The following is a 24,183-nucleotide window of genomic DNA, read 5'->3' on the forward strand; positions in this document are numbered from 1 at the left end:
ATGATTGAAGGCGTGGAGGCGCTGGAGCCCTATTTTTCGCGCTACCTGCCGCAAATGGCTTTGGTCAGCCTCATACCGCTGGCTATTCTCGTGTTTGTCTTCCCTGCAGACTGGATCAGCGGATTGATTCTTCTCATCGCCGGGCCGTTGGTACCCTTCTTTATGGTGCTGGTGGGTTACCAGGCGGAGGCCATCAATCAGCGCCAGTGGCGCAAGATGCTGTTGATGAGTGCCCATTTTCTGGACGTGGTACAGGGCCTGACCACGCTAAAAATTTTCGGTCGCGCCAAGGACGAGATGGAGATCGTTGCGCGCATTTCTGACGATTATCGGCGCACGACGATGGCCGGGTTACGGGTGGCCTTCCTCACTTCGGCGGTGCTGGAATTTTTTGCGAGCCTGTCTATTGCATTGGTGGCCGTCTCGCTGGGTGCGCGCCTGTTGGAAGTCCATTCCTCGGTCACTTTTTACACCGCGTTCTTCATTCTTTTGCTGGCGCCGGAGTATTTTAACCCGCTGCGTGGCCTTGCCACCTATTATCATGCGCGGATGGGCGCCATTGCCGCCGCCAAACGCATCTTCGAAATTCTCGACATGCCGCTACCGGAGCAGGAGCGGCGGCCAGTGGCTTACGCCGGTACACAGGCTATCAGCCTCGCGGTGCGCGACCTGCATTTCTCCTATGAGGAAGGCAGGATAGCGCTGGCCGGCGTGAACGCCGATTTTCCGGCGGGCAAGGTTACCGCGCTGGTCGGCGCCAGTGGTGCGGGTAAGAGCACCCTGGCCAATGCCTTACTCGGCTTTGTGCAACCGGATTCCGGAGAAATCCTGATCAATGGCCAGATTCCTTTGCGTGCCCTGGAGCGGGAGAGCTGGTGGCGGCAACTGGCCTGGGTACCGCAAAATCCACGCCTGTTCCACGGTACCATCGCCGAAAATATCCGCATCGGCCGTCCTGATGCGGATATGGCCACCCTGCGAGAGGCAGCGAAGAACGCCCATGCGCTGGAATTCATTGATGCCTTGCCGCAAGGTTTTGATACCCCCGTGGGCGACTTGGGGCAGGGCCTTTCCGGCGGTCAGATTCAGCGGGTCGCCTTGGCCCGTGCCTTTGTCAAAAATCCGCCGCTCTTCATTCTGGATGAGGCCACGGCTAACCTGGATATGGAAAACGAGTCACTGGTCCTGGATGCCATGCAGCGACTCGTCCAGGGACGAACGGCCATCGTCATTGCCCACCGTCTGGCGACGGCAGAGCGCGCTGATTACATCCTGGTCATGGATGCCGGGAAAGTGGTCGAAGCCGGTACTCACGGCGAACTTTTGGCCACCGGTGGCGTCTATGCAAGGCTCGTAGCAGCCTATCGGGGGGACCGTGCGTGATCTTTACCGTCTGCTGAAACTGTTCGGATCCTTCAAGTTCTGGATGCTGGGGGGGGCCTTCCTGGCCTTGCTGACCATTCTTTCTAACTTCGGCCTGCTGGCCCTCTCCGGCTGGTTTCTGGCGAGTGCCGCGCTGGCCGGTCTGGGCGGTTATGCCACTCTGAATTTGTATAACTTTTTCCTGCCAGCCGCCGGGGTGCGCGCTTTTGCGACGACCAGGGTTATCTCGCGCTGGCTGGAACGCATTGTCACCCATGAAGCGACGTTTCGTCTGCTGGCACAACTACGCACCTGGTTCTATACCCGACTGGAGCCGCTCGCACCTGCCGGCTTGCAAGGCTATCGTTCCGGCGACATCCTCTCGCGCATCGTCGCCGATATCGACACCCTGAACAATTTTTACCTGCGTGTCTTCACCCCTTTCCTGGTGGCCGGAGTCGCGACGCTGGTGATGGCGGGCGTCTTCGCTTTTTTCTCCTGGCAACTGGCCATTGCGCTCTTTCTCTTCCTCGCCGTGACCGGCCTGCTTCTGCCGCTGCTCACCGAGCGGCTGGGCGCGCGCAGTGGCGCGGAGATGACCACCATTCAGTCAGATTACCGGGTACAAGTGGTGGATGGTATGCAGGGTATGGGTGAGCTGCTGACCTATAACGCCGGACCGGAGATACTGCGGCGTACGGGTATGCTCAACGATGCGCTACTTCGGCGGCAGGCGCGTATGGCGCAGATCGCCGGTTTCGGCAGCGCCAGTATGGGGTTCATGGGCAATCTGGCGGTCTGGGTCATTGTGGTGCTGGCGATTCCGTTGGTCCACGACGGGGCTTTGGGTCGTTCAGACTTGCCCCTCTTTGCCCTGGGCGTGATGGGGTCTTTCGAGGCCATTGCGGCCCTGCCACTGGCCTTTCAGTTTTTGGGGCAGACCCGTGCGGCCGCACGCCGTATTTTTGCGGTGGCGGATACGCCCCTGCCTTTCCCTGATGCATCGGGACCCGCACCGCAGGTGGACCGGCCGGATCTGGAGCTCAAGAGCCTGCACCTGCGCTATCCTGATGCCCAATGCGATGCCCTGGCCGGCGTAGACCTCAGCATCCCGGCGGGCGCACGGGTTGCGGTACTGGGGGTGACGGGAGCTGGCAAAAGCAGTCTCGCCAACCTGCTGCTGCGTTTCTACGACTATCAGTCGGGCAGCGCGTGTTTGGGTGGCCATGAGTTGCGGGATTTCCCGGCAGACAATCTGCGCGAATATTTCGCGGTAGTATCCCAGCGTTCCTATCTCTTCCACAGTACGATTCGCGACAACCTGCTGGTGGCCAAGGGCGAGGCGGAAGAGGATGAGCTTTGGTCCGCACTGGCCACGGCGCAGCTTGCGGAGTTCGTGCGTAGTCAGCCTCAGGGTCTGGATACCATTGTCGGCGAAGGGGGCGTGAAGCTCTCCGGCGGTCAGGGTCGGCGGGTGGCCATCGCCCGGGCGATTCTTAAGGATGCCCCCTGGCTGATTCTGGATGAGGCGACCGAAGGGCTCGATCCGGTGACGGAGATGGAATTCCTCAAAGATCTGCGCCAGATCATGGAAGGGCGCACCGTCCTGTATATTACCCATCGTTTGGTGGGTCTGGAGCACATGGATTGCGTTCACCTTCTCGACGAGGGGCGGATTGTGGAGTCGGGGACCTATGGAGAGCTTTTACAGCGGGGCGGACAGCTCAGCCATTTCGCCACATTCCGCCAAGCCACTGTAGTGTCCCGCTAATTTTGCCGATCGCCGCTGAGGCCGGACAGCAGTTTTTGCTCCAGGGCCTTAGCCTGCTGCACACTGGACTGGCAGGCGGCGCCGGCGGGGTCCTGCGCGCACTTTAAGTCGTCATCCAGCACCACTGTGCTCGCTTTTTGCAATCGGGCCTGACTGCTGCGACTCTGCGGCGTACTGGTCACCCACGACACCCCGTAACCGAGCGCCGAAGAGAGTAGGGTGGCCACCATAAACACCAGTGTCATGCGGGTAAAACCGCGTTCCAGTCCCTGCTCATCCAGGTAACGCTTGCTATACCAGGCAAATACCGGATAACTGACAATGCCTGCCACCAGACCCCACATGGATTATCCTTCCCTGGCGACGTCCAGGGGCAGGGGGTAGGGAAGTTTCCCTAAGCTCAAAGGCGTACCGTCCGGCACCCCGGCCATCAGGGCTTCCCCGGCGTTAGCGGCGCGTACAACGGCCAGCGCTGCAAAGCCATCCTGAGGATCCGGTGCCGCATTGATGACGATGCCAATGCTCTGTTCACCCATGCTGGTGCAGAAGACTTCTTCACCCGCCCGCAGCGGCGCCGGCGCCGCGATCCGATAAGTCTGGTTCTTGAGCTTGCCGAGATAGTGGGAGCGGGCGACGATCTCTTGTCCTGGGTAGCAGCCCTTCTTGAAATTGATGCCGCCCAATACCTCCAGATTCAGCTCCTGGGGAATGATTTTTTCTGTGGTGGCGCTGCTGATCATGCCGATGCCAGCGTGAATGGCCTGCAATCGCCAATCCTCCGCAGATCCGGCCCGCGCGCCAGCCGCCGCCAACTCTGTGCTGAGCGCTTCGACACGGGATGCGGGCAAAATGATCAGAAAGGCTTCTTTATCCACCCAGGGCAGGCGGGTAATGATCCTGTCGTCGTCGACCACGCCGCTGTTGCCGGCTTCCGGCAATGCTATGTTGAAGGTGTGGTCGAGCAGGCCACCCGCACCGCTGCCGTAGACGGCTAGTAATGCGGATTCCGGTTCCCCCCGCTCAATCTCCAGCTTGGCCATCATCCGGAACTTGCGCAGGCGCTCGATGACTATGTCGGCCATATCGGCGGCCAGACTCAACCAAAAGCCATCGCCGTCGCGCTGCACGTAAAAATTGGCGATCATGCGCCCTTTAGCCGTACTGTAGCTGCTCCACTGGCCGTGACCACTGGCCAGGGCATGCAGATCGTTAGAGAATTGCCCTTGTAAAAACTTTTCGGCATCCACACCGTAGGCGTGAATCAGACCCAGTTCCGTATGCAGGGGGGTAAAGGTAATGACGGCTGAAGACATGCGATTCGACTCCCAGTTGCTGAAACAGCATGGCTCCGATCATACCCTCCTGGATGACTGCGACAAAGTCTTGCCGATTCTTTCCTTCGGCAGCGCCCGGCGACAGCGCTGGCTACAGAGTGTTCCCTGTGCACTGGCTTTGCTCTGCGCGGGTTTTACGATGGTCCATGACTGGCGTTGGGGTTTAGCACTGCTTGCCGTGCTGCTGGCGTGGATCGTCTGGCGCTGTCCTTTGCGTCAGCGCGTCGGCCAGGCCGTGCCGGAGGCGATCCTGATCGGCATAGAGAGCGACCTGCAGGTACAAATGGATGATGGCAGCGTGGTGCATATTCAGCCTCGCGATCGCCCGTTTCTGCACCCGCGTCTGGGGGTGATTCCCCTACAGGGTAGCGATGGTCGCCGCCATGTGCTGATCGGCCTCTTCACGACAGACGATGATCTGTGGCGGCGCTGGCGGCTCAGGCTGCGCCAGGAATGGAACGCAGCACCGGACCCTGCTGATCCCGCTGGCTGATACTGTCCGCTGCCACATCCCTGCATTGCGGGTGGTCACTATTGAAATGACAGCCGCGGGATTCTTCGCGTAACAGCGCGGAACGGGTGAGGATTTCCGCGCATTGGCGCAGATTACGCAGCTCCTGATAGGACCGCGGCCCGCACAGGGCATCGCCGATGCGCGTAGCCAGTTCATTCCAACGCGCGCTGGCCGCCCGCAGGTTCTGATCATTGCGGATGATGCCTGCCGCTTGCCACATACCGGCTTGCAATATCTGCCGCAGGGTGGTGATCTCTGTGGCGCACACAACGGTTTTCACCTGCCTTGGCGACGGCACGGGCAACTGACGAGGCCTGTCTGGCAGGTGCGACTGTCCTTCCAGATCCGCGACGATCGCTGCCGCACCCACCACACATTCCAGCAGCGAATTGCTGGCGAGACGATTGGCGCCGTGCAGCCCGGTGGAGCTGACTTCGCCCGCCGCATAGAGTCCCGGGATGGTGCTGCGTCCCGCCGCATCTACGACTACACCGCCGCAGGTATAGTGGGCGGCAGGGACCACCGGAATCGGCTCTCGTGTCAGGTCATAGCCCTGTGCCCGGCAGTGCGCGAAAATAGCCGGAAAATGCTGCTGCACCAGGGTGCCGGGCTGCGCGCTGATGTCTAGAGTGACATAGGCGAGGTGATGCTGCTTCATCTCCGCATCAATCGCACGCGCGACAATATCCCGCGGTGCCAGCTCGGCACGGAGGTCATAATGTTCCAGAAAAGTACTGCCGTCCGGCAGTCGTAAGAGCGCTCCCTCACCGCGTAAGGCCTCAGAAAGCAAAAAAGGTGCACTACCCGGCTGGTAGAGCGTAGTGGGATGAAACTGGATGAACTCCAGATTGGCGATTTCCGCACCTGCCCGATAGGCGAGTGCGATGCCGTCCCCGGTGGCCACCAGTGGATTACTGGTGTGCAGATACAATTGACCCGCCCCGCCACTGGCGAGAATTACCGCCCGTGCCGTCCACAACTCCGGACGGTCGTCTCCGGGAGCGAGTACCCAGGCGCCCGCGCAACGGCCCGCGCTGAGCCAAAGATCGCTGGCGTAGTGTTCTTCAGCTATCTGTACGGCAGGCTCGGCCAGAGCCCTTCGCAGCAAGGTACTCTCGATGGCGTGGCCCGTAGTGTCAGCGCTGTGCAGTACCCGGCGCGCCTGGTGTCCGCCCTCACGGGTGAGATGCCAGTTTCCGTCCGGCTGGCGATCAAAGGGCACTCCCCAGTCAATTAATTGATGCGCCGCCTCCGGGCCGCGGCCAATAATTTGCCGGACTGCCTCCGGGTGACATAGTCCGGCACCGGCTCCCAGCGTATCCTCGATGTGTAGGGCAATGCTGTCGTGGTCCATATCCATGACCGCGGCGATGCCACCCTGCGCCCAGTCGCTGGCGGAATCCTCCGCCCGTCCTTTGCTCACAATGCCTACCTGGCCAAGGCGGCTGAGACCCAGGGCGGTGCTGAGTCCGGCGGCGCCGGAGCCGATAATGAGAAAGTCGAAAAAAGGCATTTGCTGTCCTGGGAGATGTGTCGGGCGCAAGCGTTGCGAGAATTGGGAGGGGTCATGATACGATGGCAGTCTGATAAGGTGAAGAACGGCACCTAAAGAACAAAGGGAAGGAAAAGGCCGAATGGGTAAGATTATGGGACGCAGCACGGCGGGTGGTCAGGAGCATGGCGCACCCAGTGACCTGCTCCTCGTCCAGCGCGTGCAAAAGGGAGAGAAGGGGGCATTTGATCTCCTGGTACGCAAATACCAACACAAGGTGATTTCCCTAGTCGGACGTTTCGTACGCACGCCCGAGGAGGCTGAAGATGTGGCCCAGGAAGCTTTTGTCAAAGCCTATCGTGCGCTCGCCAATTTCCGCGGCGACAGCGCTTTCTATACCTGGCTGTACCGCATTGCCGTCAATACGGCAAAAAATCATCTCGTAGCCCAGGGCCGCCAAGTTTCTATTGTGGATGCAGAAACAGAAGATGCGGAACAATTTGCCAGTGCCGATGGACTAAGGGAGTACGATACCCCAGAAGGGCTGTTGCTCAGTAAGGAATTGGCAGAACATATCGATACGGCACTGACGGCGTTGCCGGAAGATTTGCGCATGGCGGTGACCTTGCGGGAGTTTGAAGGCTTGAGTTACGACGAAATTGCCCAGATCATGGAGTGTCCGGTGGGAACGGTGAGGTCCCGGATCTTTCGGGCGCGTGAAGCGATTGCCAAGGTTTTGGCCCCTTTGTTAGAGCAGGAAAAGTCATGAACGATGAAACGCAAAAAGAACTGATGGCGTTCATGGAAGGCGAGCTGACCGGATTGCGCGCCAACCGCTTAGCCGCACGGTTACAAAGTGAGCGCGGATTGAGGGAGGCCTGGGAGTCTCAGTATCGCATCTCCTTTCTTCTGCAAAATGACCGGAAAGGGGTCCAGTTAGCGTCGGCTGATTTTGCAGACCGGGTTGCCTGGACGATTGTGAGCGAACCCAGTATCCTGGCCCCGCAGAACGCGCAGCGGCGGGGTATTTCCGGGAATTTCTGGATTAAGGCGGGTTCCGTTGCTGCGGTGTTGGTGGTGTCAGTAACTCTGGTGGGCGTCTTGCCGCATAACATCGTGTCAGATCAACCCGCCGCCGGCAGCGGGTCCGGTCATTATGCACAGACGGCCATGCTGAGGGGCTTTTCGTCCCGCAGTGACGAATTCCATCTGCGTCCCGTAGCCGGCTTTACGCCGCGCCCCTCCGGCACAGATATACTTATCCAGAGAGATATTCAACGGCTCTGGGTGCCCGGCAGTGGTAACTACTTTGTCTCTTCGCAAGTTTCCTCCGCCTATGGTTCGGGTCAGTCTGGTCTGGAGAGTACGGCCTATACGCCTGCGGCGGGTATCAGCGCAGCTTCCATGGCTTTTCCTGCAGGTAATCCCTAGAATCGGCGTCAGTTAAAATGAACGCCGGAGCGCATAGTCGCGAGAGGCGGCGACTGTTGCTAAGTACAGCAGATACCGAGATGATAGACACGGTCTTAGATTGAGTAATAAATTGGATGGTTGGGAGGGGGTTTCTTGAAAAATCGCGTGCTGGGTAGACAGCGCCTTGCAGTGGCGCTTTGTGTAGGTTTGGGACTGAGCATAGGGACGGTGGCGCCTGCTTGGGCGGATGTCGGTGCCAACGGTCAGGCTTTGGTAGGTTTGCCTGATTTTACGCCCATCGTCAAACAGTATGGACCTGCCGTGGTGAACATCAGCACGACAGAGACCAGGGTGGCGCGCAATACGGGCTCGCCATTCCCGCCGAACTCTCCCCTGAATCAGTTTTTCGCGCCCTTCTTTGGCGCGCCAGGGCAGCCGGGTGGCCCTCAGGGAGCGCCCGGAGCCGGTCAGAAATACCAGGTGCAGTCTTTGGGTTCCGGATTTATCGTCAGTCCCGATGGTTATATTGTGACGGCGGCGCATGTGGTGAAGGGTGCCCAGAAGATCATTGTCAGCCTCACCAATCACCATCAATACACGGCCCACCTGGTGGGGTTATCGACGCGCATGGACGTTGCGTTGCTTAAAATCGATGCGAAAAATCTGCCAACGGTACAAATTGGTGATTCCAGCAAGCTGGAGGTCGGGCAATGGGTACTGGCAGTAGGATCGCCCTTTGGCTTTGAGAACAGCGTGACCCAGGGTGTGGTCAGTGCGACCTCGCGACCTTTGCCGGATGACCCTTATATCCCGTTTATTCAAACGGATGTGCCGATTAACCCCGGCAACTCCGGTGGCCCGCTCTTCAACATGCGTGGTCAGGTGATCGGTATCAACGACCAGATTTATACCAGTAGTGGCGGCTACATGGGGTTGTCTTTTTCCATCCCCATTAATGTCGCTATGGATGCCGCCAAGCAGTTAAAGTTACATCAAAAAGTGCATTTTGGCTGGCTCGGGGTCATGATTCAGGACGTCAGCATGGATCTTGCGAGGTCCTTCCACATGAAGGAGCCGATAGGTGCGCTGGTGTCGCAGGTGGTACCTGATGGTCCGGCCGCCAAGGCAGGGCTACGACCAGGGGATGTCATCGTTTCCTTTGGTGGCCAACCTATCTACAACTCGGGTCAGTTGCCGCCGCTGGTGGGGGCATTACCCGCGGGCTTCAAGGCGAAGTTGGGTGTCATCCGTGATGGCAAAGCCATGACCCTCAACATCGTGGTAGAGAGTCTGCCCGGTAATCTGGAGAATGCAGCGGAATCCACCGCGCCCGGCAGCCCGGCGCAGAAGGGCGAAATTAAACGACTGAACGTGCAGGTGGGTCCGCTGACGGCGGAAGCACGTAAGCAACTGAATGTGAATACCGGCGTTCTCGTCCTCGGCGTTGGTGTAGGTCCGGCAGCGGAAGCTGGCATTCGTCCCGGCGATGTGATTCTGCAGGTAGCACAACAGCAGATTGCCAATGCTGCCGATTTGCAGAAGCTGGTGGCGGTGTTGCCGGCAGGTCAGCCGATACCGGTGCTGGTGCGGCGCGGTGAAGGGAGTTTTTATCTGGTACTTTCGCTGCCGCATTGATGCAGGTGATAGCCGCGAAGGGCTGGGTGTTTATACCAGCCCTTTTTGTTATGGTGTCTGACGCGGCGGTAATGGCCGCCAGGCGCCCATGAATTGATAGGTCATATGACTGAACAGCAACATATTCGTAATTTTTCTATTATCGCCCATGTGGATCACGGCAAATCCACGCTGGCGGATCAGTTTATCCGTCTTTGCGGGGCGCTGACCGAGCGGGAAATGTCCAGCCAGGTGCTGGATACCATGGACATCGAACGGGAACGTGGAATCACCATCAAGGCACAGAGTGTGCGCTTGCAGTTTCGTGCCGCAGATGGGCAGGAGTACCAATTCAATCTCATTGATACGCCGGGCCATGTGGATTTTTCTTACGAGGTCAGCCGTTCTCTGGCCGCCTGTGAGGGGGCTTTGCTGGTCGTGGATGCTTCGCAGGGCGTGGAGGCGCAAAGTGTGGCCAACTGTTATACGGCGCTCGAACACGATCTGGAGATTCTACCCGTCCTGAACAAGATTGATTTGCCGGCTGCCGATCCGGAGCGGGTGCGCCGGGAGATTGAAGAAATTGTCGGGCTGCCCGCTGACGACGCCGTAGAGGCCAGTGCCAAAGAGGGCATCGGTATTCGAGAGATTCTGGAGCGGGTGGTGGAGCGTATCCCGCCGCCCCAAGGCGATCCGGACGCACCGTTACAAGCCCTCATCATCGACTCCTGGTTCGATAATTACCTGGGGACCGTGGTTTTGGTGCGGGTGATGAATGGTTCGGTCCGTCCGGGCCAGCGTATCCTGACGATGGCGGGACAGAAATCTTATGTGGTCGAAAAGGTTGGTGTTTTTACCCCAAAATCCCTGACTGTTCCGGCTCTGGAGACCGGTGCGGTGGGTTTTGTCATTGCAGGCGTGCGGACCATTGAAGGCGCCCGGGTGGGGGACACGCTGACGGAGCAGGACCGCCCCGCAAGTGCGCCGCTGCCGGGTTTTCGCGAGGTGCAGCCGCAGGTGTTCACCGGGCTTTATCCCGTGGACTCGGCGGACTATGAAAATTTTCGCGAGGCGCTGCAGAAATTGCGGCTGAATGATGCGGCATTGCAGTTTGAGCCAGAGACTTCACAAGCCCTGGGTTTTGGTTTCCGTTGCGGATTTTTAGGACTGTTGCACATGGAAATCGTGCAGGAGCGCCTGGAACGCGAGTATCAGCTTGAGCTGATCAGTACCGCACCTACCGTGATCTATGAGGTGGTTACTACGGATGGGCAGGTGCTGAAAATTTCCAACCCTGCCGAGTTGCCGCCGGCACAAAAAATTGCGGATATTCGCGAGACGGTGATTACGGCCAATATCCTGGTGCCAGAAAGCTATCTTGGGCCGGTGATTGCCCTCTGCGAAGAGCGGCGCGGGCGGCAAAAGAATATGCAGTTCACCGGCGGACAGGTGATGCTGCGCTATGAGTTGCCGCACAACGAAGTCGTCCTAGATTTTTTTGACCGTCTCAAATCGGTGAGTCGGGGCTACGCCTCCATGGATTATGAATTTGCGCGTTTCGAGAGCGGGCCGCTGGTGAAAATGGACATCCTCATCAATGGTGAAAAGCTGGATGCGCTGTCCTGGATTGTGCACCGCGATGTGTCCGAACGGCGCGGACGGGAACTGGTGGCCCGTTTACGTGATCTGATTCCCCGGCAGATGTTCGAGGTGGCTATTCAGGCCGCCATAGGGGCCAAAGTCATCGCCCGGGAGTCGGTCAAAGCCATGCGCAAGAATGTGCTGGCCAAGTGTTATGGCGGTGACATTTCGCGCAAACGTAAATTGCTGGAGAAGCAGAAAGAGGGCAAAAAACGCATGAAGCAGATCGGTCATGTGGAGATTCCTCAGGAAGCTTTTCTGGCAGTGCTGAAAAGTGACAAGAGATAAAACGCGCTCTGCGGAAATTATGTGGAGGCTGATTTTGGTTATGCACAGAGTGAAGGATAGGTACTGATGGATTTTACCCTGGGGTTGTTTCTGGCGGTTGTGCTTTCCGGCCTGATCTGGCTGGTGGATCTCCTGTTTTTGCGAAAGAAGCGGCCTGCCGAAGCCAGAGAGTCCGTTGTTGTCGAGTATGCCCGGAGTTTTTTTCCGGTATTGCTTATCGTTTTTCTGATCCGCGCCTTTTTGTTTGAGCCCTTTCAGATACCCTCCGGGTCCATGATTCCGACCTTGCGGGTGGGGGACTTTGTGTTGGTCAACAAATTCCAATGGGGATTGCGGCTACCCTTGATTCACACACCCATTACCCAGGGCAGCCCGGTAGAGGCTGGTGATGTCATGGTGTTCCGTTATCCCAAAAATCCGCGTGTCGACTACATCAAGCGGGTCATCGGCCTGCCGGGCGACACGATTGAGGTGAAGGGAGATGCACTCTACATCAACAACAAACTGGTGCCACAAAAATTTATCAGAACCTTTAATTATAAGCCCGAGGGGCAGGGCGCCGAAGGCATGGTGATTCCCACCAAAGAATATGAGCAGGAGCTCGGGGGTCACAAGTTCCATATTATCGAATTTGATACGCCGGAAGCCCAGATGAATTTCGGGCCATACAAGGTGCCGCCCCATTCCTATTTTATGATGGGCGATGACCGGGATAATAGTAATGACAGCCGTTTCTGGGGCGTGGTGCCAGAGCGCAATATCGTCGGGAAGGCGATGTTTGTGTGGTTCTCCTGGAATGCCGAGGACTGGTCTATCCGCTGGAAGCAGATTGGTCGTTCATTAGATGGGGCATCCTGAATTTGCGTGCCGCACTTGCAAAATCATTATTCAGGACTAAATAAGAGGTACAGATGAATCCAGGCTCCAGGAGGGCTCGGAATGCGCAAATCGATTCTAAATACCCTGATCATAAAGAAAGCCTTTGGCCCGCGTGCCCAAGGCACGCGATCCATAATGCCCCGGCATTCCGGGGAGGCAGGCGTCTCGTTCATCGGTGTGATTTTCTGGCTGTTGATCCTCGTGTTTCTTGTCGCCTTTGTGGTGAAGGTGATGCCGTCCTACTATGATTACTGGTCTTTGAAGAATATCGTTAGCCAGCAGGCACAACAGTCTGGGCCGGAAGAGTCTGCATCACAAATTCGCCATAACCTGAACAGTAGACTAGGGGTGGCCATGATCAATATCCCGCAGAAGGACATCCAGATCGAGAAAAGTGGTATCGGACCGGCGTTGATTACCATCAGTTATGACAAGATTGTGCCTTTGATAGCCAATATCAGTCTGCTGCTTCATTTTGAAGCCGTAGGACATTGAAAAAGGCTTTTCCATCTATGATATAATTTTTCCTTTCACACTTTTGGATTACTGAGTCTGCATTTATGGGTGTCTTAGAAGGGCTGCAACAGTCGGTCGGCTATCATTTTCGTGAGCAATCCTTGCTATTGCAGGCGCTGACGCATCGGAGTGCGGGTGCCCAGCATAATGAACGGCTGGAGTTTCTGGGTGACGCGGCGTTGAATTTTGTAGTGGCAGCGAAGCTCTTTGCCCGCTTTCCCAAGGTAAGTGAAGGGGACCTGTCGCGGATGCGGGCGCGGCTTGTTCGTGAGGAAACCCTGGCGGAGATTGCCGGAAAGATCGCCCTGGCCGATTCCCTGATCCTCGGTCCCGGAGAAATACGCAGCGGCGGCGCGCGGCGCGACTCCATCCGTGCCGATGCTCTGGAGGCGGTGATTGGCGCGGCCTTTCTTGATGGCGGCTTTGCGGCGGCAGAAAGTATTGTCGCGCAACTGGTTGAACCCCTGATGACCGATCATCTGGGTGGTGAAGAGTTGCGTGATCCCAAAACGCAGTTGCAGGAATTCCTGCAGGGGCAGGGACGTCCTCTTCCCATCTATACGATGGTGGAAGAAAAAGGACAGGCCCATGAGCGACGTTTTGTGGCGCGTTGTAGTGTGCCGGGCGCCGAAGCTACCGAAGCGGAGGATGGCAGTCGGCGGAAAGCAGAACAGCAGGCCGCGGCGCTGATGCTGGCACAACTGCAGGGGGCCGTGCGTGGATGATGTTATGGATGTTGTTGTTCCTGACGAAGGGTATCGCAGCGGGCATGTGGCGCTGCTCGGGCGCCCTAACGTCGGTAAATCTACCCTACTGAACCATCTGGTTGGGCAGAAAATCAGCATCACTGCGCCGCGGCCGCAGACAACGCGTGATCAGATTCTCGGGATTCTCAGCCGACCCGATGGGCAACTGCTGTTTCTGGATACGCCGGGCGTGCATAGCGGTTATCGCAGTCTGAACCGGCATCTGCTGCGGGCTACCCGAGGTGCGCTGGAGTCTGCGGATCTGGGCGTGCTGGTGGTAGAAGCACTGCTCTGGACCCATGATGATGCGGAGGCCTTGCGCTGGTTACAGCGGGTCGGTATTCCGCTGGTGGCTGTGGTCAACAAAGTGGATCGGGTGACGGCCAAGGCGCGGCTGTTTCCCTATTTGCAAACGTTGGCGGAGCGTGGAGAATTCGCGGCGGTCATACCGCTGTCGGCGCGCAAGGCGGCTGATGTGGAGCGTCTGGCCGACGTGCTGGTGCCCTTGTTACCGCCGGCACCGGCGTCTTTCCCGGAGGATCAGGTCACTGATCGCAACCTGCGGTTTATGGCGGCAGAAATCATCCGCGAGCAAATATTCCGGCAACTGGGTGCCGAACTGCCCTACGATACAGCGGTTGTCATTGAAAGCTATCAGGTGGAAGGCGGTCAGCAGCGCATCGAGGCGACTATTTATTGTCGACGACCGGGGCAGAAAGCCATTATTTTAGGTGACGGCGGCAGCCGGTTGCGGGTGATTGGCAGCCGGGCGCGGGAGGCGTTGCAGCGGTTGACCGAAGAGCGGGTCTGGTTGGGCTTGTGGGTCAAGCAAAAGGAACAGTGGTCGGAAGACCGCAATATCCTGCGCGAGCTGGGGTATGACGACTGAGGCCGGTGATCGCGCCTGGGTCTTGCATCGCTACCCTTACGGGGATACCAGTCTGGTAGTCGAACTGTTTACGCAGACACAAGGTCGGCTGGGGGTATTGGCCAAAGGTGCCCGGCGCGCCCGCTCTCCGCTGGCGCGGATTGAGGCGGGGCGCCCCTTATGGGTGCGTTGGCTGGGGCGGGGTGAGTTACCGGTGCTGGCGCAGGCGGAAGAGCTTGGGCCGGCGCTGCCACTGGATGCCCTGCAAGGCCTCAGTCTTTTTTATATCAACGAACTGCTATTAAGACTCACGCAGCGTGGCGACCCCTTTCCTGCGCTCTTTCCGGTGTATGAAGAAACGATCAGGGTATTACGCGGTGAACCCGGTGAGGGTTGGTATTTGCGGCGCTTCGAGCGGCGCCTGCTGGAAAACCTGGGTTGGGCACCCGACCTGGAACGCTGCGCGGAGTGTGGTCGATCTCTTGATCCTGCACTTTCAGAACATTGGTTTTACCAGGCAGCACGCGGGGTATTCTGTCCGGCACATGCACCGGATGCCGCGGTAGTGACCTTAGAGGCGGCTGCTTTGGGTTGGTTGCGGGGGGCGATGCAGACACGAAATGCGGGAGGCTTGGGGCCCTCTTTGCGGCGCTGTTTGGAGCAGGAGTTACAAGTCCATCTGGGCGGGCGCCCACTGGAGAGCCGCCGCCTCCTTGCGGCATACTTGCGCAGAACACAGCCCACGTCGACGATACGGAGAGAGGAGCACGGCGAATGATTGCTTTGGGGGTGAATATTGATCACGTTGCCACGTTGCGGCAGGCGCGCGGCACCCGTTATCCGGACCCGGTGGAGGCGGCCTTTGTGGCGGAGCGCGCCGGCGCTGATGCCATTACCACGCATTTGCGTGAGGATCGTCGGCATATCCTGGAACGGGATGTGGAAATTCTCAGCCAGACCCTGCGTACCCGCCTCAATCTGGAAATGGCGGTAGAAGAAGGCGCCCTGCGCGTGGCAGAACGTCTGGCCCCCAGTGATTGCTGTTTGGTGCCGGAACGTCGGGCGGAGCTGACCACCGAAGGCGGACTTGACGTGGCCGGACAGTTGCCGCGTATCAAAGAGGTTTGTCAGCGTCTGGCCGCTGCCAGGATCCGGGTGTCGTTGTTCATTGACCCTGATCCCTTTCAGTTAGAGGCGGCGATGGAAACCGGAGCGCCCGTGGTCGAGCTGCATACGGGCCGCTATGCCAATGCCGCTGATGCGGCGGCGCGTGCAGAAGAACTGGGCCTGATCACCAGTGCGGTAAGCTTTGCCGATAGCCTCGGCCTGCAGGTGAATGCCGGGCATGGTCTCGACTACCACAATGTGCAGGCAGTGGCAGCGATTCCCCATATCCGCGAGTTGAATATCGGCCATGCCATCGTTGCCCACGCACTGTTTGTTGGTATGGCGACGGCGGTGGCGGATATGAAACGCCTCATGCTGGAGGCCCGGGGATGATTGTGGGTATGGGGACCGATATTGTCGCTGTAGAGCGGATGGCCCGTCTCCATGCCCGCTTCGGGGGGCGTTTGGCCGAGCGTCTGCTGGGGCCTTTGGAGGCTGCGGAAATGCCGAGGGAGGCTGTCGCCGGCGCCGCTTTCCTGGCTCGGCGCTTCGCGGCTAAGGAAGCAACGTTTAAAGCCCTAGGCAGCGGCATGAGTGATGGAATGCGCTGGATGGATGTGCAGGTGGGCCACGACCCGGCCGGGCGTCCGCAACTGGTGCTGGGCGGCCGCGCGCAGCAGCTCTTACGGGGGCTTGGCGATGGTGTGCGCAGTTGGCTGTCCATCAGCGATGAACGCCGCTATGCCCTGGCGGTCGTGGTGCTGGAACAAAGGGAGCAGTAGGCGATGAAAGTGACAGTGGTGGGGACCGGATACGTGGGGCTAGTCACGGGTGCCTGTCTGGCGCAGGTGGGTAACCAGGTGCTGTGTGTGGATGTGGATGCCGACAAGGTCGCGCGACTGCGGGCCGGTGAGGTGCCCATCCACGAGCCTGATTTGCCCGCCATCGTGCAGGAAGGCATTGCCAGCGGGCACTTGCGCTTCACTACGGATATTGCTGAGGGCGTGACCCATGGGGATTTCCTCTTTATTGCCGTGGGGACGCCGCCCGATGAAGATGGCTCTGCCGATTTGCGCCATGTGCTGGCAGTGGCGGGTGATATTGGTAAACATTTGCAACGTCCGGTCACTGTGATCAATAAATCCACGGTGCCGATAGGCACGGCGCAAAAAGTGCGCACTGGAATTGCTCTGGCTTTGCAGGAGCGGGCGACGGATATCGCTTTTGATGTGGTCGCCAATCCCGAGTTTCTGAAAGAAGGCGCCGCCGTGGCAGACTTTATGAAGCCGGACCGGATTATCATTGGCACGGATGACGGGGCGGCAGCGGAGCGGATGCGCGCCCTCTATGCCCCCTTCAACCGCAATCATGATCGCCTGATTGTCATGGACCCGCCTTCCGCGGAGCTGACCAAATATGCCGCCAATGTCATGCTCGCCACCAAAATTTCGCTGATGAACGAGCTGGCGGGTCTGGCGGAGCGGATGGGGGCGGATATCGAGCAGGTGCGACGCGGCATCGGTGCCGATCCCCGCATCGGCCACGCCTTCATATATCCGGGTTGCGGCTATGGCGGGTCCTGTTTTCCGAAGGATGTACGGGCGCTGGAATACAATGCCCGACAATATGATTTTGATGCACCCCTACTGGCGGCGGTGGAGAAGGTGAATAATCGCCAGAAAGGTCTCCTGGAGCAGAAAGTGGTGCGGGCTTTGGGCGAGGATCTTACGGGCAAGACCATTGCCGTTTGGGGCCTCGCTTTCAAACCCAATACCGATGATATGCGCGAGGCTCCCAGCCGGGTGCTCATGGAAGCCTTGTGGCGACGCGGTGCGCACGTGCAGGCTTTTGATCCGGCGGCCATGGATGAGGCACGGCGACTTTATGGTGGGCAGTGCGCGTTACAGCTTTGTCCGGACCCCTATGTGGCCTGTAAGGAGGCCGATGCACTGGTGATCTGTACCGAGTGGCAGCAATTCCGTAGCCCCGATTTTGCGCGGATGCGCAGCCTCCTCCGCCAGTCCTTGGTTGTCGATGGGCGCAATATTTATGACCCGACGACTGTGCGTGCTGAAGGTTTTACTTACCATGCCATCGGACGCCCCTGATATGGCCGGGGATTTGCACGGTCTGGCGCAGGCGCAGGTGGCTATTGTCGGCGATGTGATGCTTGATCGTTACTGGTTTGGCAAAGTCGAACGTATCTCCCCGGAAGCGCCTGTGCCAGTGGTGCAGGTGCGGCGGGAAGAGGAGCGTCCCGGCGGTGCCGCCAACGTCGCACTGAATGTGCTGGCCTTGGGGGCGCACGCGCTTTTACTGGCCCCGGTCGGAGATGACGGAGCGGGTGAGCGTTTGGGTATGCTGCTGACGGAAGCAGGGGTCAAGACGGTGCTGATTCCTGATAAGGCCTGTCCAACGACGGTGAAGTTGCGCGTCATCGGTCACCAGCAGCAGCTCCTGCGCATGGATTTTGAGGCGCAGCCCAGCCAGGCCCACAGCGATGCCTTGCGTCAGCAGGCGCCGGCCTTGTTGACCCATGCCAAGGCACTGCTGCTGTCCGATTACGGCAAGGGCGCCTTGCGGGAAGTGGAACATCTGGTGGCATTGGGGCGCAGTCTGGGTATTCCAGTGCTGATTGATCCCAAGGGCAGGGATTATCGCCCTTACCAGGGTGCGACCATTATTACCCCTAATCTCAGCGAGTTTCAGGCAGTGGCAGGCACCTGGGCGAATGAGGCGCAATTCCGCGCACTGGGCGAGCAGTGGCGGGAATCTCTGCAACTGGAGGCGCTGCTGGTAACGCGCGGCGAAGAAGGGATGACCCTTTTTATGCAGAATGCCATCTATCACCATCCGGCTCAGGCCCGGGAAGTCTTTGATGTGACCGGTGCCGGAGACACGGTCATCGCAACCCTGGCGACGGCACTCGCGGCGGGCTGGGCGATGGATCGTGCAGTGGAACTGGCCAACCGCGCAGCAGGTATCGTCGTGGGCAAGCTGGGGGCAGCTGTCGTGACAGTGGAAGAGTTGGCCGCGACGGAATCCACGCGTGAAGGCTGAGATGGTGACGACACTGCCCCGGCTGCCGGTGCCGAAGCTTTTACAACGCCGGATCGGCCGAGCGATTGCCGATTTCCGCATGATTCAGCCTGGAGATCGCATCCTGCTCGGACTGTCCGGCGGGAAAGACTCGCTGACCCTGTTGCACCTGCTGCGGGCCATGCAGCGGCAATCCCCTGTGCCCTTTGAGTTGGGCGTGGCCACCGTCGACCCCATGAGCCCAGATTATGACCCACAGCCGCTGGTACCTTATCTGCGGGATCTGGGTATTCCGTATTTTCTGGAGCGACAGAATATTTACGAGCGAGCACAAAAGCACCTGCTACGGCCCTCTTATTGCAGTTTTTGTGCGCGGATGCGGCGGGGTGTGTTGTATCGCTGCGCACGGCGCGAAGGCTATAAGGTCCTGGCGCTTGGTCAGCATCTGGATGATTTCGCTGAAAGCTTCTTCATGTCCATGTTTTACAACGGTGAGTTGCGCACCATGAAGGCGCATTATCGGGTGCGGGAAGGCGATTTACGGGTGATCCGCCCCCTGGTGTACTGCCGGGAAAGGCAAACACGCCAGTTTGCCACGGAGCAAGCCCTGCCGGTGATTCATGAAAATTGTCCGGCCTGTTTCGGCAAACCGACGGAGCGCCAGCACATGAAAGAACTCCTTGCCACGCAGGAAGCATACGATCCCCGTCTGTTCAAACAACTCCAGCGCGCTTTGCTGCCGCTGATGGGGCAGGGACTGGAAGGTTTGGAATTTAAGGAAACGCATGACTGATTATTCGCAGAGTTTTTATTGGGAGACCTTGCCATTGCGAGGGGCGCGCTGTCGCCTGGATGACATTTACGCGCGGGTGCTGCGGGATTTCTCCGGACCCGAAGGCGTGGCTAAGCTGCTGGGTGAGGTGCTGGTGGGCTTGGCACTGCTGGCTACTACCCAGAAAAACTATGAACGCCTGATCATGCAGGCGCAGAGCAAAGGTCCGTTGAAGCTGCTGGTGGCGGAGATGACGGCGGCGGGTGGTATGCGGGCTTATGGTCGATGGGAGGAGGGTGCTACGGCGGATTTCTCGAATCTGCCCGATGCGCTGCTCGCTATTACTGCGGACATGGGGCTGGATCGGGATCGTTATCAGGGTTTGGTCACATTGCACGAAACGCTGACCGAGTCCCTCAATGCGTATTTTGCGAAGTCGGTGCAGTCTCCGGCCTACTTCCGGCTGGCGGTAGACGTGGCGGCGCAGCAGGCCGGGGGTTATTTCCTGCAACGGCTACCCGGCGTACTCAGTACCGAGGATTGGCGGGTGGCTACCCAATTTATCGCCATCGGCTCGGACCAGTCTTTGCTGAAGGCGCGGCCTGAGCAGTTTCTTCCGGAGATTTTTCCGGAGGAAGCGGTGCGTTTGCATACTGAGCAGCCTTTGACCTTTTCCTGTTCCTGTTCCCGTAAGCGGGTGGAGCGGATGCTGGTGTCCGTGGGGCAGGCGGAAGCGGAAGAGACGTTAGCCACGGAAGGTGCAGTCATCGTCACCTGTGAATACTGCCATGAGGTCTATCGTTTTGCGGACACGGATATCGCACTGCTGTTTGCTGCGGGCCAACCGCTGCACTAGCGGTTGGTGGCATAGTCAGGCAGATAGTTCTCCTGTAATATTGGGCAGTGGACGAGGGGTTTGGCCTGGGCAACTTTTGGGCCGTATTCTTGTCCAATAGGGTGAATAGGGGGCGACCGGCTTCGACGCAGGTCGCGAAGCCTTCGGTGCATGCAGAGCTGCGGTTTGCTCTTAAAACTGGTCGCAGATTCATAATTGCCAACGACAGCAATTACGCCCTCGCTGCTTAAGCAGTGAGCCCTCTGCCCGGATTTGTCTGTGGATCCGGAGCCGAAAGGCGCGCGGAGGGTCATGAAACACGGAATCGTGCGCATTCTAGTCTGTGGGATGCGTGCTAAATTAAAGCAGAATCGCCATGTCGTCATCCTGTCTGTCGGAGGGCGGTGCGGTTAAAGCCAAAAGACAAACTACGCATGTAGATCCGGTGGTCTAGGTACTGCGGACGCGGGTTCAATTCCCGCCGCCTCCACCAATGAAGTTAAGTAAGCCCCTGATATTATGGGGCTTTATTTTTTTATCTTGGCCGCATTTCTTTCACAATATGAAAGCGGTCTTTAATCGTTGCCATTCACACTAAGGAATGCTTTAATTTGATCGCATTCAACTAAAGACAGCTTTCAATGACACGCATCACTGGGACCTACTCAATTTCCACGACACTGGGCGAGTCGGTGCGCGCCTTCGTGCCCCACGCCTTGCCGCCAGCTGAGCCAGCCCTGTCGCCCGAGGTGTTCACTGACCTCAATCGGCAGGCAGAACTGGCGCTTGCGCGTTTAGCGGGTGTGTCAGGGTTGGTGCCGTCGGCAGATTGGTTGCTGTACAGCGCCATCCGCAAAGAAGCCCTGCTTACGTCACAGATCGAGGGCACGCAGGCCACGCTGACCGACTTGTTCGATGAAGAAGCAGGCTTCAAAGTCAGCAACACCGACGACGTGGAAGAAGTGACCAACTACCTGCGTGCATTCCGCTGGACACAGGAGCAACTGCGCGATCCGAAAGGGCTGCCCATCAGCGTACGGCTGTTGTGCGAGGTGCATCGACGCCTGCTGGATGGAGCGCGCGGCGCAGGTAAACAACCCGGGGAGTTGCGTCGGTCGCAAAACTGGATTGGTGGAACACGGCCCGGCAATGCGGTTTTCGTACCGCCGCCGCCGGAGCACATATCAACCCTGCTGGCCGACATGGAGCGCTTCATCCATGACGAAGCGAAGGACCTGCCACCGATGGTCAAGGTGGCGCTCATCCACGCGCAGTTTGAAACCATCCATCCGTTTCTTGACGGCAACGGGCGCATTGGCCGCCTCCTGATCGCGGCGCTGTTTGAACACTGGGGGTTGCTGTCCGAGCCTTTGATGTACCTCAGCGGCTACCTAAAGCAACACCAGACGGAGTATTACCGTCGCCTATCGGCTATCCGCACAGATGGGGATTGGGAGTCTTGGGTGATCTTCTTTCTGGAAGGTGTCGCTACAGCCGCTGGCGATGCGGAAAAAAACATCATCGAGGTCGCCAGTCTGGTGGCTACAGATCGCAGGCGCTTGCTGCAATCCGCCAAGGCAGGCCCGGCCAGCTACCGGCTGTTCGAGATGTTGCCGATGATGCCGCGCTTCACCATTGAACGCGTCAGAAAGCAGCTGGACACCAGCTTTCCCACAGCAACGGCGGCCGTAAAACTTCTGGAAGATCTGGGCGTCGTGACGGAGATGACCGGGCAGAAAAAGAACCGGAGTTACAGCTACCAGGCCTACGTTGAACTGCTCTCTCGGTGAGAAACACCCGCAGGCCCGCAGCTGGCCGCGTCCTACCTTTGGTTTTCGGTTGACGCTGGTGCTGTCCACTGCAAGCCAAGTCAATTTTAACGGGTGTGCGGCTACTCCAGGTGCCACTTGCGTTTATGAGGCTCAGCCATATACCCCTCGTTTGAGGAGTCCACTGCCACTAACCGCGTAGCGGTGTCAGCAGCTTCACTAACTCTACAAATTCGCTGGGGCGGACTTCCACATTGGCTGGAACAGGCCCTGCCCCTGAAAATAGCGGCGGATTGTCGGGTAGGACGGCAGCGTCACAACCTGCCCCCGCAGGGCGGCCTGCAGGTTGTAGTAGTGCAATTGGGCGGTCCAGCCTGGATGCTCCCGGTATGGGGTTTACCCCCCCCCAGCCCCTCACGCTACGTGACCATCAGCGCCTCTAAAACCATCAATATCCCTGACCGTACTCACGCGCGGCCAGTTGTTTCTGATTGCGGTGAACGACTTCCATTTTGGTCTCCTTCCAAATTTCCCGATCAGGAAATAGCAGACCGAATCATGCCCTAACCGCACTAAACATTCCCGATCGGGAAATATCGCTTGCACTTAGTCCGGTTTTGACTGACAATTTCCCGAACAGGAAACTGAGTCAGCCATGCCATTCATTCGATCACCTCAACAACTCGGCGATGCACTGCGTGGAGCTCGCAAACAACTCGGGCTGACCCAGCCCCAGTTGGCGCTGGCAGCTGGGGTGGGCGTGCGCTTCATTGTCGACCTTGAAGCAGGCAAGCCCACCTTGCGGCTGGAAAATGTGCTGAGGGTCATTGATGCTCTGGGTGGTGAGCTTCAGTTGAGTGGATTGCCATCCGCTGCTTCCGACGCTCAACGAGAGGATGACGGCCATGGCGCATGAACTGGAAGTCTGGCTTTTCGCCGATCGTGTCGGCACGTTGGCGCTGGTCGATGGGCGGCTAAGCTTTTGCTACGCTCCCAGTTGGCTGACTCACAAAGACGCCATTGCCTTGTCCGCCTCGCTGCCCCTGCAAACGGAGCCGTTAGACGACCGCAAAACGCGCCCCTTTTTTGCGGGTCTTCTACCCGAAGGGCAAATGCGCCGCTTGATTGCGCAGCAGTTCAGGTGTCTGACCAGAACGACTTTGCGCTGCTGGACCACATCGGTGGCGAATGTGCCGGGGCTGTGACCTTCCTTGAGCCGGGGCAGACTATGCCTGTTTCGACAGGCGGCGATGACGTTCAATGGCTGAGCGACGCGGAAGTCGTGGTCATCCTGGATGAATTACCGCGTCACCCCATGTTGGCAGGAAAAGATGGCTTGCGGCTTTCTTTGGCTGGTGCTCAAGACAAACTTCCGGTGGTGTTTGGTGGTGCGTGCATCGGGCTGCCCCTCAATGGCACGCCTAGTTCCCACATCCTGAAATCGTCATCAATTCGTGTTGAATGATACGCAGATTCAAGACAGGGTAGTTGACCTTCATCTCATGAAATACTTTACTTAATCCGCAGTCATCGCTAACATGCCGCGCTTATGTTTTCCGCTAAAACCAACAGTCTGCATCTTACCAAAGTGACCGGCCCTGGCGATCGCCTGGAAGGTCCGGTTGATCTTGCTGCATGGAGTCGTCTGGCGGCGGCGACGGCAGAAGTGAAATCGGTGCAGGCAGATCTGGATTTGCAGCGAAATGGTTCAGTCGTATTGGCAGACGGATTTATAGAGGTTTCTGGACAAATTCGCTGTGAGCGTTGCCTGGGAAACATGCCTTTATCTTTAAAGGTGCCCGTGCATAGCGGTCTGGCTGAAACCGAAGAGATGGTCAGCACGTTGGATCCGGATCTGGACATCGTGTTGGCCGATAGGGGTGTTGTGGCACTGCAGGTGTGGTTGGAAGACGAGGTTCTGCTGGCTTTGCCCATGATTCCGCGTTGTGCGGAGTGGCAATCCGGCACTTGTCCGGTATCCGGACTGGAAGCATTTATTATTGTTGATTAATGGAGATTTGAGACATGGCCGTACCACAAAGTAAAACTTCCCATTCACGTCGTAATATGCGTCGTGCCCATGATTTTCTGGTAACCGTCAACCGCTCGGTCTGTGCGAATTGTGGCGCTGCCAAGTTACCTCATCACGTTTGCCCCGAGTGCGGATTCTACAAGGGCCGTGAAATGGTCAAGAAGTCTGTGGAAGCCTGAGTGACTTGCTGA

General features: G+C 58.3%; 27 protein-coding genes and 1 other RNA gene. 25 read left to right on the plus strand and 3 right to left on the minus strand.

The features are described from left to right. A partial coding sequence (cydD, locus tag Q0C48_RS05745) for a thiol reductant ABC exporter subunit CydD (protein WP_291522373.1) occupies window positions 1-1,383 on the plus strand: 1,383 nt, incomplete at its 5' end. Further along, on the plus strand, window positions 1,376-3,133 hold the full coding sequence (cydC, locus tag Q0C48_RS05750) for a thiol reductant ABC exporter subunit CydC (RefSeq protein WP_291522375.1): 1,758 nt from the start codon (window positions 1,376-1,378) through the stop codon (window positions 3,131-3,133). The genes cydD and cydC, both read left to right, overlap by 8 nt. Here the strand turns inward: cydC and Q0C48_RS05755 are convergent. Continuing rightward, window positions 3,130-3,477: a hypothetical protein gene (locus tag Q0C48_RS05755; RefSeq protein ID WP_291522378.1), complete on the minus strand. Its 348-nt coding sequence runs from the start codon at window positions 3,475-3,477 to the stop codon at window positions 3,130-3,132. The genes cydC and Q0C48_RS05755 overlap by 4 nt on opposite strands. Before the next feature lie 3 nt (window positions 3,478-3,480). Beyond that, window positions 3,481-4,446, minus strand: coding sequence for a folate-binding protein (locus tag Q0C48_RS05760; protein ID WP_291522380.1), 966 nt, complete (start codon window positions 4,444-4,446; stop codon window positions 3,481-3,483). Between Q0C48_RS05760 and Q0C48_RS05765 the strand changes: the two genes are divergently transcribed. Further along, a complete protein-coding gene (locus tag Q0C48_RS05765) occupies window positions 4,430-4,960 on the plus strand; it encodes a hypothetical protein (protein ID WP_291522382.1) in 531 nt (176 codons plus the stop codon). The two genes, Q0C48_RS05760 and Q0C48_RS05765, sit on opposite strands and share 17 nt — an antisense overlap. On the opposite strand, the gene nadB is transcribed toward Q0C48_RS05765, so the two are convergent. Beyond that, window positions 4,905-6,494 carry an L-aspartate oxidase gene (gene nadB / locus Q0C48_RS05770; protein ID WP_291522384.1) on the minus strand — a complete coding sequence of 530 codons (1,590 nt, stop codon included), beginning with the start codon at window positions 6,492-6,494 and terminating at the stop codon, window positions 4,905-4,907. The two genes, Q0C48_RS05765 and nadB, sit on opposite strands and share 56 nt — an antisense overlap. A gap of 133 nt (window positions 6,495-6,627) precedes the next feature. Here nadB and rpoE point away from each other — a divergent pair, with 133 nt between their 5' ends. From rpoE to rpmF, 22 genes are all read left to right on the plus strand, one after another. Further along, the gene (gene rpoE, locus Q0C48_RS05775) at window positions 6,628-7,242 is read left to right on the plus strand and encodes an RNA polymerase sigma factor RpoE (RefSeq protein WP_366937022.1); all 615 of its coding nucleotides are present in this window, start codon (window positions 6,628-6,630) and stop codon (window positions 7,240-7,242) included. Next, window positions 7,239-7,904 carry a sigma-E factor negative regulatory protein gene (locus Q0C48_RS05780; RefSeq protein ID WP_291522389.1) on the plus strand — a complete coding sequence of 222 codons (666 nt, stop codon included), beginning with the start codon at window positions 7,239-7,241 and terminating at the stop codon, window positions 7,902-7,904. Before rpoE ends, Q0C48_RS05780 begins: the two co-directional genes overlap by 4 nt. 135 nt (window positions 7,905-8,039) lie before the next feature. Continuing rightward, the gene (locus tag Q0C48_RS05785) at window positions 8,040-9,521 is read left to right on the plus strand and encodes a DegQ family serine endoprotease (protein WP_291522390.1); all 1,482 of its coding nucleotides are present in this window, start codon (window positions 8,040-8,042) and stop codon (window positions 9,519-9,521) included. 105 nt (window positions 9,522-9,626) lie between these two features. Continuing rightward, complete coding sequence (gene lepA, locus Q0C48_RS05790; RefSeq protein WP_291522392.1) at window positions 9,627-11,429, plus strand: translation elongation factor 4; 1,803 nt, start codon at window positions 9,627-9,629, stop codon at window positions 11,427-11,429. 66 nt (window positions 11,430-11,495) lie between these two features. Next, window positions 11,496-12,287, plus strand: coding sequence for a signal peptidase I (lepB, locus tag Q0C48_RS05795; RefSeq protein WP_291522395.1), 792 nt, complete (start codon window positions 11,496-11,498; stop codon window positions 12,285-12,287). Window positions 12,288-12,368: 81 nt separating this feature from the next. Continuing rightward, window positions 12,369-12,803, plus strand: coding sequence for a DUF4845 domain-containing protein (locus tag Q0C48_RS05800; protein ID WP_291522397.1), 435 nt, complete (start codon window positions 12,369-12,371; stop codon window positions 12,801-12,803). 65 nt (window positions 12,804-12,868) lie between these two features. Then, on the plus strand, window positions 12,869-13,549 hold the full coding sequence (rnc, locus tag Q0C48_RS05805) for a ribonuclease III (RefSeq protein ID WP_291522399.1): 681 nt from the start codon (window positions 12,869-12,871) through the stop codon (window positions 13,547-13,549). Window positions 13,550-13,553: 4 nt separating this feature from the next. Beyond that, window positions 13,554-14,459: a GTPase Era gene (gene era / locus Q0C48_RS05810; RefSeq protein ID WP_291522401.1), complete on the plus strand. Its 906-nt coding sequence runs from the start codon at window positions 13,554-13,556 to the stop codon at window positions 14,457-14,459. Then, complete coding sequence (gene recO / locus Q0C48_RS05815; protein ID WP_291522403.1) at window positions 14,449-15,216, plus strand: DNA repair protein RecO; 768 nt, start codon at window positions 14,449-14,451, stop codon at window positions 15,214-15,216. The genes era and recO overlap by 11 nt, the downstream gene beginning before the upstream one ends. Beyond that, window positions 15,213-15,938, plus strand: a complete 726-nt coding sequence (gene pdxJ, locus Q0C48_RS05820) for a pyridoxine 5'-phosphate synthase (protein ID WP_291522405.1) — start codon at window positions 15,213-15,215, stop codon at window positions 15,936-15,938. The genes recO and pdxJ overlap by 4 nt, the downstream gene beginning before the upstream one ends. Next, window positions 15,935-16,327, plus strand: a complete 393-nt coding sequence (gene acpS, locus Q0C48_RS05825) for a holo-ACP synthase (protein ID WP_291522407.1) — start codon at window positions 15,935-15,937, stop codon at window positions 16,325-16,327. Before pdxJ ends, acpS begins: the two co-directional genes overlap by 4 nt. 3 nt (window positions 16,328-16,330) lie before the next feature. After that, window positions 16,331-17,653 carry a UDP-glucose/GDP-mannose dehydrogenase family protein gene (locus tag Q0C48_RS05830; RefSeq protein WP_291522409.1) on the plus strand — a complete coding sequence of 441 codons (1,323 nt, stop codon included), beginning with the start codon at window positions 16,331-16,333 and terminating at the stop codon, window positions 17,651-17,653. After that, on the plus strand, window positions 17,634-18,605 hold the full coding sequence (gene rfaE1, locus Q0C48_RS05835) for a D-glycero-beta-D-manno-heptose-7-phosphate kinase (protein WP_291522411.1): 972 nt from the start codon (window positions 17,634-17,636) through the stop codon (window positions 18,603-18,605). The genes Q0C48_RS05830 and rfaE1 overlap by 20 nt, the downstream gene beginning before the upstream one ends. Further along, window positions 18,595-19,377, plus strand: coding sequence for an ATP-binding protein (locus tag Q0C48_RS05840; RefSeq protein ID WP_291522413.1), 783 nt, complete (start codon window positions 18,595-18,597; stop codon window positions 19,375-19,377). The genes rfaE1 and Q0C48_RS05840 overlap by 11 nt, the downstream gene beginning before the upstream one ends. After that, window positions 19,370-20,212 carry an Hsp33 family molecular chaperone HslO gene (locus Q0C48_RS05845; protein ID WP_291522415.1) on the plus strand — a complete coding sequence of 281 codons (843 nt, stop codon included), beginning with the start codon at window positions 19,370-19,372 and terminating at the stop codon, window positions 20,210-20,212. The genes Q0C48_RS05840 and Q0C48_RS05845 overlap by 8 nt, the downstream gene beginning before the upstream one ends. A 108-nt stretch (window positions 20,213-20,320) precedes the next feature. Beyond that, window positions 20,321-20,684, plus strand: a transfer-messenger RNA (tmRNA) gene (ssrA, locus tag Q0C48_RS05850). Between the two features lie 148 nt (window positions 20,685-20,832). Beyond that, window positions 20,833-21,981, plus strand: coding sequence for a Fic family protein (locus Q0C48_RS05855; protein ID WP_031572321.1), 1,149 nt, complete (start codon window positions 20,833-20,835; stop codon window positions 21,979-21,981). Window positions 21,982-22,615: 634 nt separating this feature from the next. After that, window positions 22,616-22,876 (plus strand): helix-turn-helix transcriptional regulator, encoded by a 261-nt coding sequence (locus Q0C48_RS05860; protein ID WP_031572319.1) that lies wholly within the window; start codon window positions 22,616-22,618, stop codon window positions 22,874-22,876. Then, the gene (locus tag Q0C48_RS05865) at window positions 22,866-23,165 is read left to right on the plus strand and encodes a HipA N-terminal domain-containing protein (protein WP_207650557.1); all 300 of its coding nucleotides are present in this window, start codon (window positions 22,866-22,868) and stop codon (window positions 23,163-23,165) included. The genes Q0C48_RS05860 and Q0C48_RS05865 overlap by 11 nt, the downstream gene beginning before the upstream one ends. Further along, on the plus strand, window positions 23,102-23,425 hold the full coding sequence (locus Q0C48_RS05870) for a hypothetical protein (protein WP_217805780.1): 324 nt from the start codon (window positions 23,102-23,104) through the stop codon (window positions 23,423-23,425). The genes Q0C48_RS05865 and Q0C48_RS05870 overlap by 64 nt, the downstream gene beginning before the upstream one ends. An 84-nt stretch (window positions 23,426-23,509) precedes the next feature. Then, entirely contained in the window at window positions 23,510-23,971 is a 462-nt protein-coding gene (locus Q0C48_RS05875) for a YceD family protein (protein WP_291522424.1), read from the plus strand. 14 nt (window positions 23,972-23,985) lie between these two features. After that, complete coding sequence (gene rpmF / locus Q0C48_RS05880; RefSeq protein WP_010639780.1) at window positions 23,986-24,171, plus strand: 50S ribosomal protein L32; 186 nt, start codon at window positions 23,986-23,988, stop codon at window positions 24,169-24,171. Window positions 24,172-24,183 lie beyond the last annotated feature (12 nt).

It is taken from the genome of Acidithiobacillus sp. (assembly GCF_023255755.1).
Lineage (GTDB): Bacteria > Pseudomonadota > Gammaproteobacteria > Acidithiobacillales > Acidithiobacillaceae > Acidithiobacillus.

What these genes read in the sequence shown, in the direction of transcription:
- Q0C48_RS05755 (WP_291522378.1), bottom strand. Translation starts at nt 3,477, where the DNA reads ATGTGGGGTCTGGTGGCAGGCATTGTCAGTTATCCGGTATTTGCCTGG.
- Q0C48_RS05765 (WP_291522382.1), top strand. Translation starts at nt 4,430, where the DNA reads ATGACGGCTGAAGACATGCGATTCGACTCCCAGTTGCTGAAACAGCAT.
- Q0C48_RS05760 (WP_291522380.1), bottom strand. Translation starts at nt 4,446, where the DNA reads ATGTCTTCAGCCGTCATTACCTTTACCCCCCTGCATACGGAACTGGGT.
- nadB (WP_291522384.1), bottom strand. Translation starts at nt 6,494, where the DNA reads ATGCCTTTTTTCGACTTTCTCATTATCGGCTCCGGCGCCGCCGGACTC.
- rpoE (WP_366937022.1), top strand. Translation starts at nt 6,628, where the DNA reads ATGGGACGCAGCACGGCGGGTGGTCAGGAGCATGGCGCACCCAGTGAC.
- Q0C48_RS05780 (WP_291522389.1), top strand. Translation starts at nt 7,239, where the DNA reads ATGAACGATGAAACGCAAAAAGAACTGATGGCGTTCATGGAAGGCGAG.
- lepA (WP_291522392.1), top strand. Translation starts at nt 9,627, where the DNA reads ATGACTGAACAGCAACATATTCGTAATTTTTCTATTATCGCCCATGTG.
- lepB (WP_291522395.1), top strand. Translation starts at nt 11,496, where the DNA reads ATGGATTTTACCCTGGGGTTGTTTCTGGCGGTTGTGCTTTCCGGCCTG.
- Q0C48_RS05800 (WP_291522397.1), top strand. Translation starts at nt 12,369, where the DNA reads ATGCGCAAATCGATTCTAAATACCCTGATCATAAAGAAAGCCTTTGGC.
- rnc (WP_291522399.1), top strand. Translation starts at nt 12,869, where the DNA reads ATGGGTGTCTTAGAAGGGCTGCAACAGTCGGTCGGCTATCATTTTCGT.
- era (WP_291522401.1), top strand. Translation starts at nt 13,554, where the DNA reads ATGGATGTTGTTGTTCCTGACGAAGGGTATCGCAGCGGGCATGTGGCG.
- recO (WP_291522403.1), top strand. Translation starts at nt 14,449, where the DNA reads ATGACGACTGAGGCCGGTGATCGCGCCTGGGTCTTGCATCGCTACCCT.
- pdxJ (WP_291522405.1), top strand. Translation starts at nt 15,213, where the DNA reads ATGATTGCTTTGGGGGTGAATATTGATCACGTTGCCACGTTGCGGCAG.
- acpS (WP_291522407.1), top strand. Translation starts at nt 15,935, where the DNA reads ATGATTGTGGGTATGGGGACCGATATTGTCGCTGTAGAGCGGATGGCC.
- Q0C48_RS05830 (WP_291522409.1), top strand. Translation starts at nt 16,331, where the DNA reads ATGAAAGTGACAGTGGTGGGGACCGGATACGTGGGGCTAGTCACGGGT.
- rfaE1 (WP_291522411.1), top strand. Translation starts at nt 17,634, where the DNA reads ATGCCATCGGACGCCCCTGATATGGCCGGGGATTTGCACGGTCTGGCG.
- Q0C48_RS05845 (WP_291522415.1), top strand. Translation starts at nt 19,370, where the DNA reads ATGACTGATTATTCGCAGAGTTTTTATTGGGAGACCTTGCCATTGCGA.
- Q0C48_RS05855 (WP_031572321.1), top strand. Translation starts at nt 20,833, where the DNA reads ATGACACGCATCACTGGGACCTACTCAATTTCCACGACACTGGGCGAG.
- Q0C48_RS05860 (WP_031572319.1), top strand. Translation starts at nt 22,616, where the DNA reads ATGCCATTCATTCGATCACCTCAACAACTCGGCGATGCACTGCGTGGA.
- Q0C48_RS05865 (WP_207650557.1), top strand. Translation starts at nt 22,866, where the DNA reads ATGGCGCATGAACTGGAAGTCTGGCTTTTCGCCGATCGTGTCGGCACG.
- Q0C48_RS05875 (WP_291522424.1), top strand. Translation starts at nt 23,510, where the DNA reads ATGTTTTCCGCTAAAACCAACAGTCTGCATCTTACCAAAGTGACCGGC.
- rpmF (WP_010639780.1), top strand. Translation starts at nt 23,986, where the DNA reads ATGGCCGTACCACAAAGTAAAACTTCCCATTCACGTCGTAATATGCGT.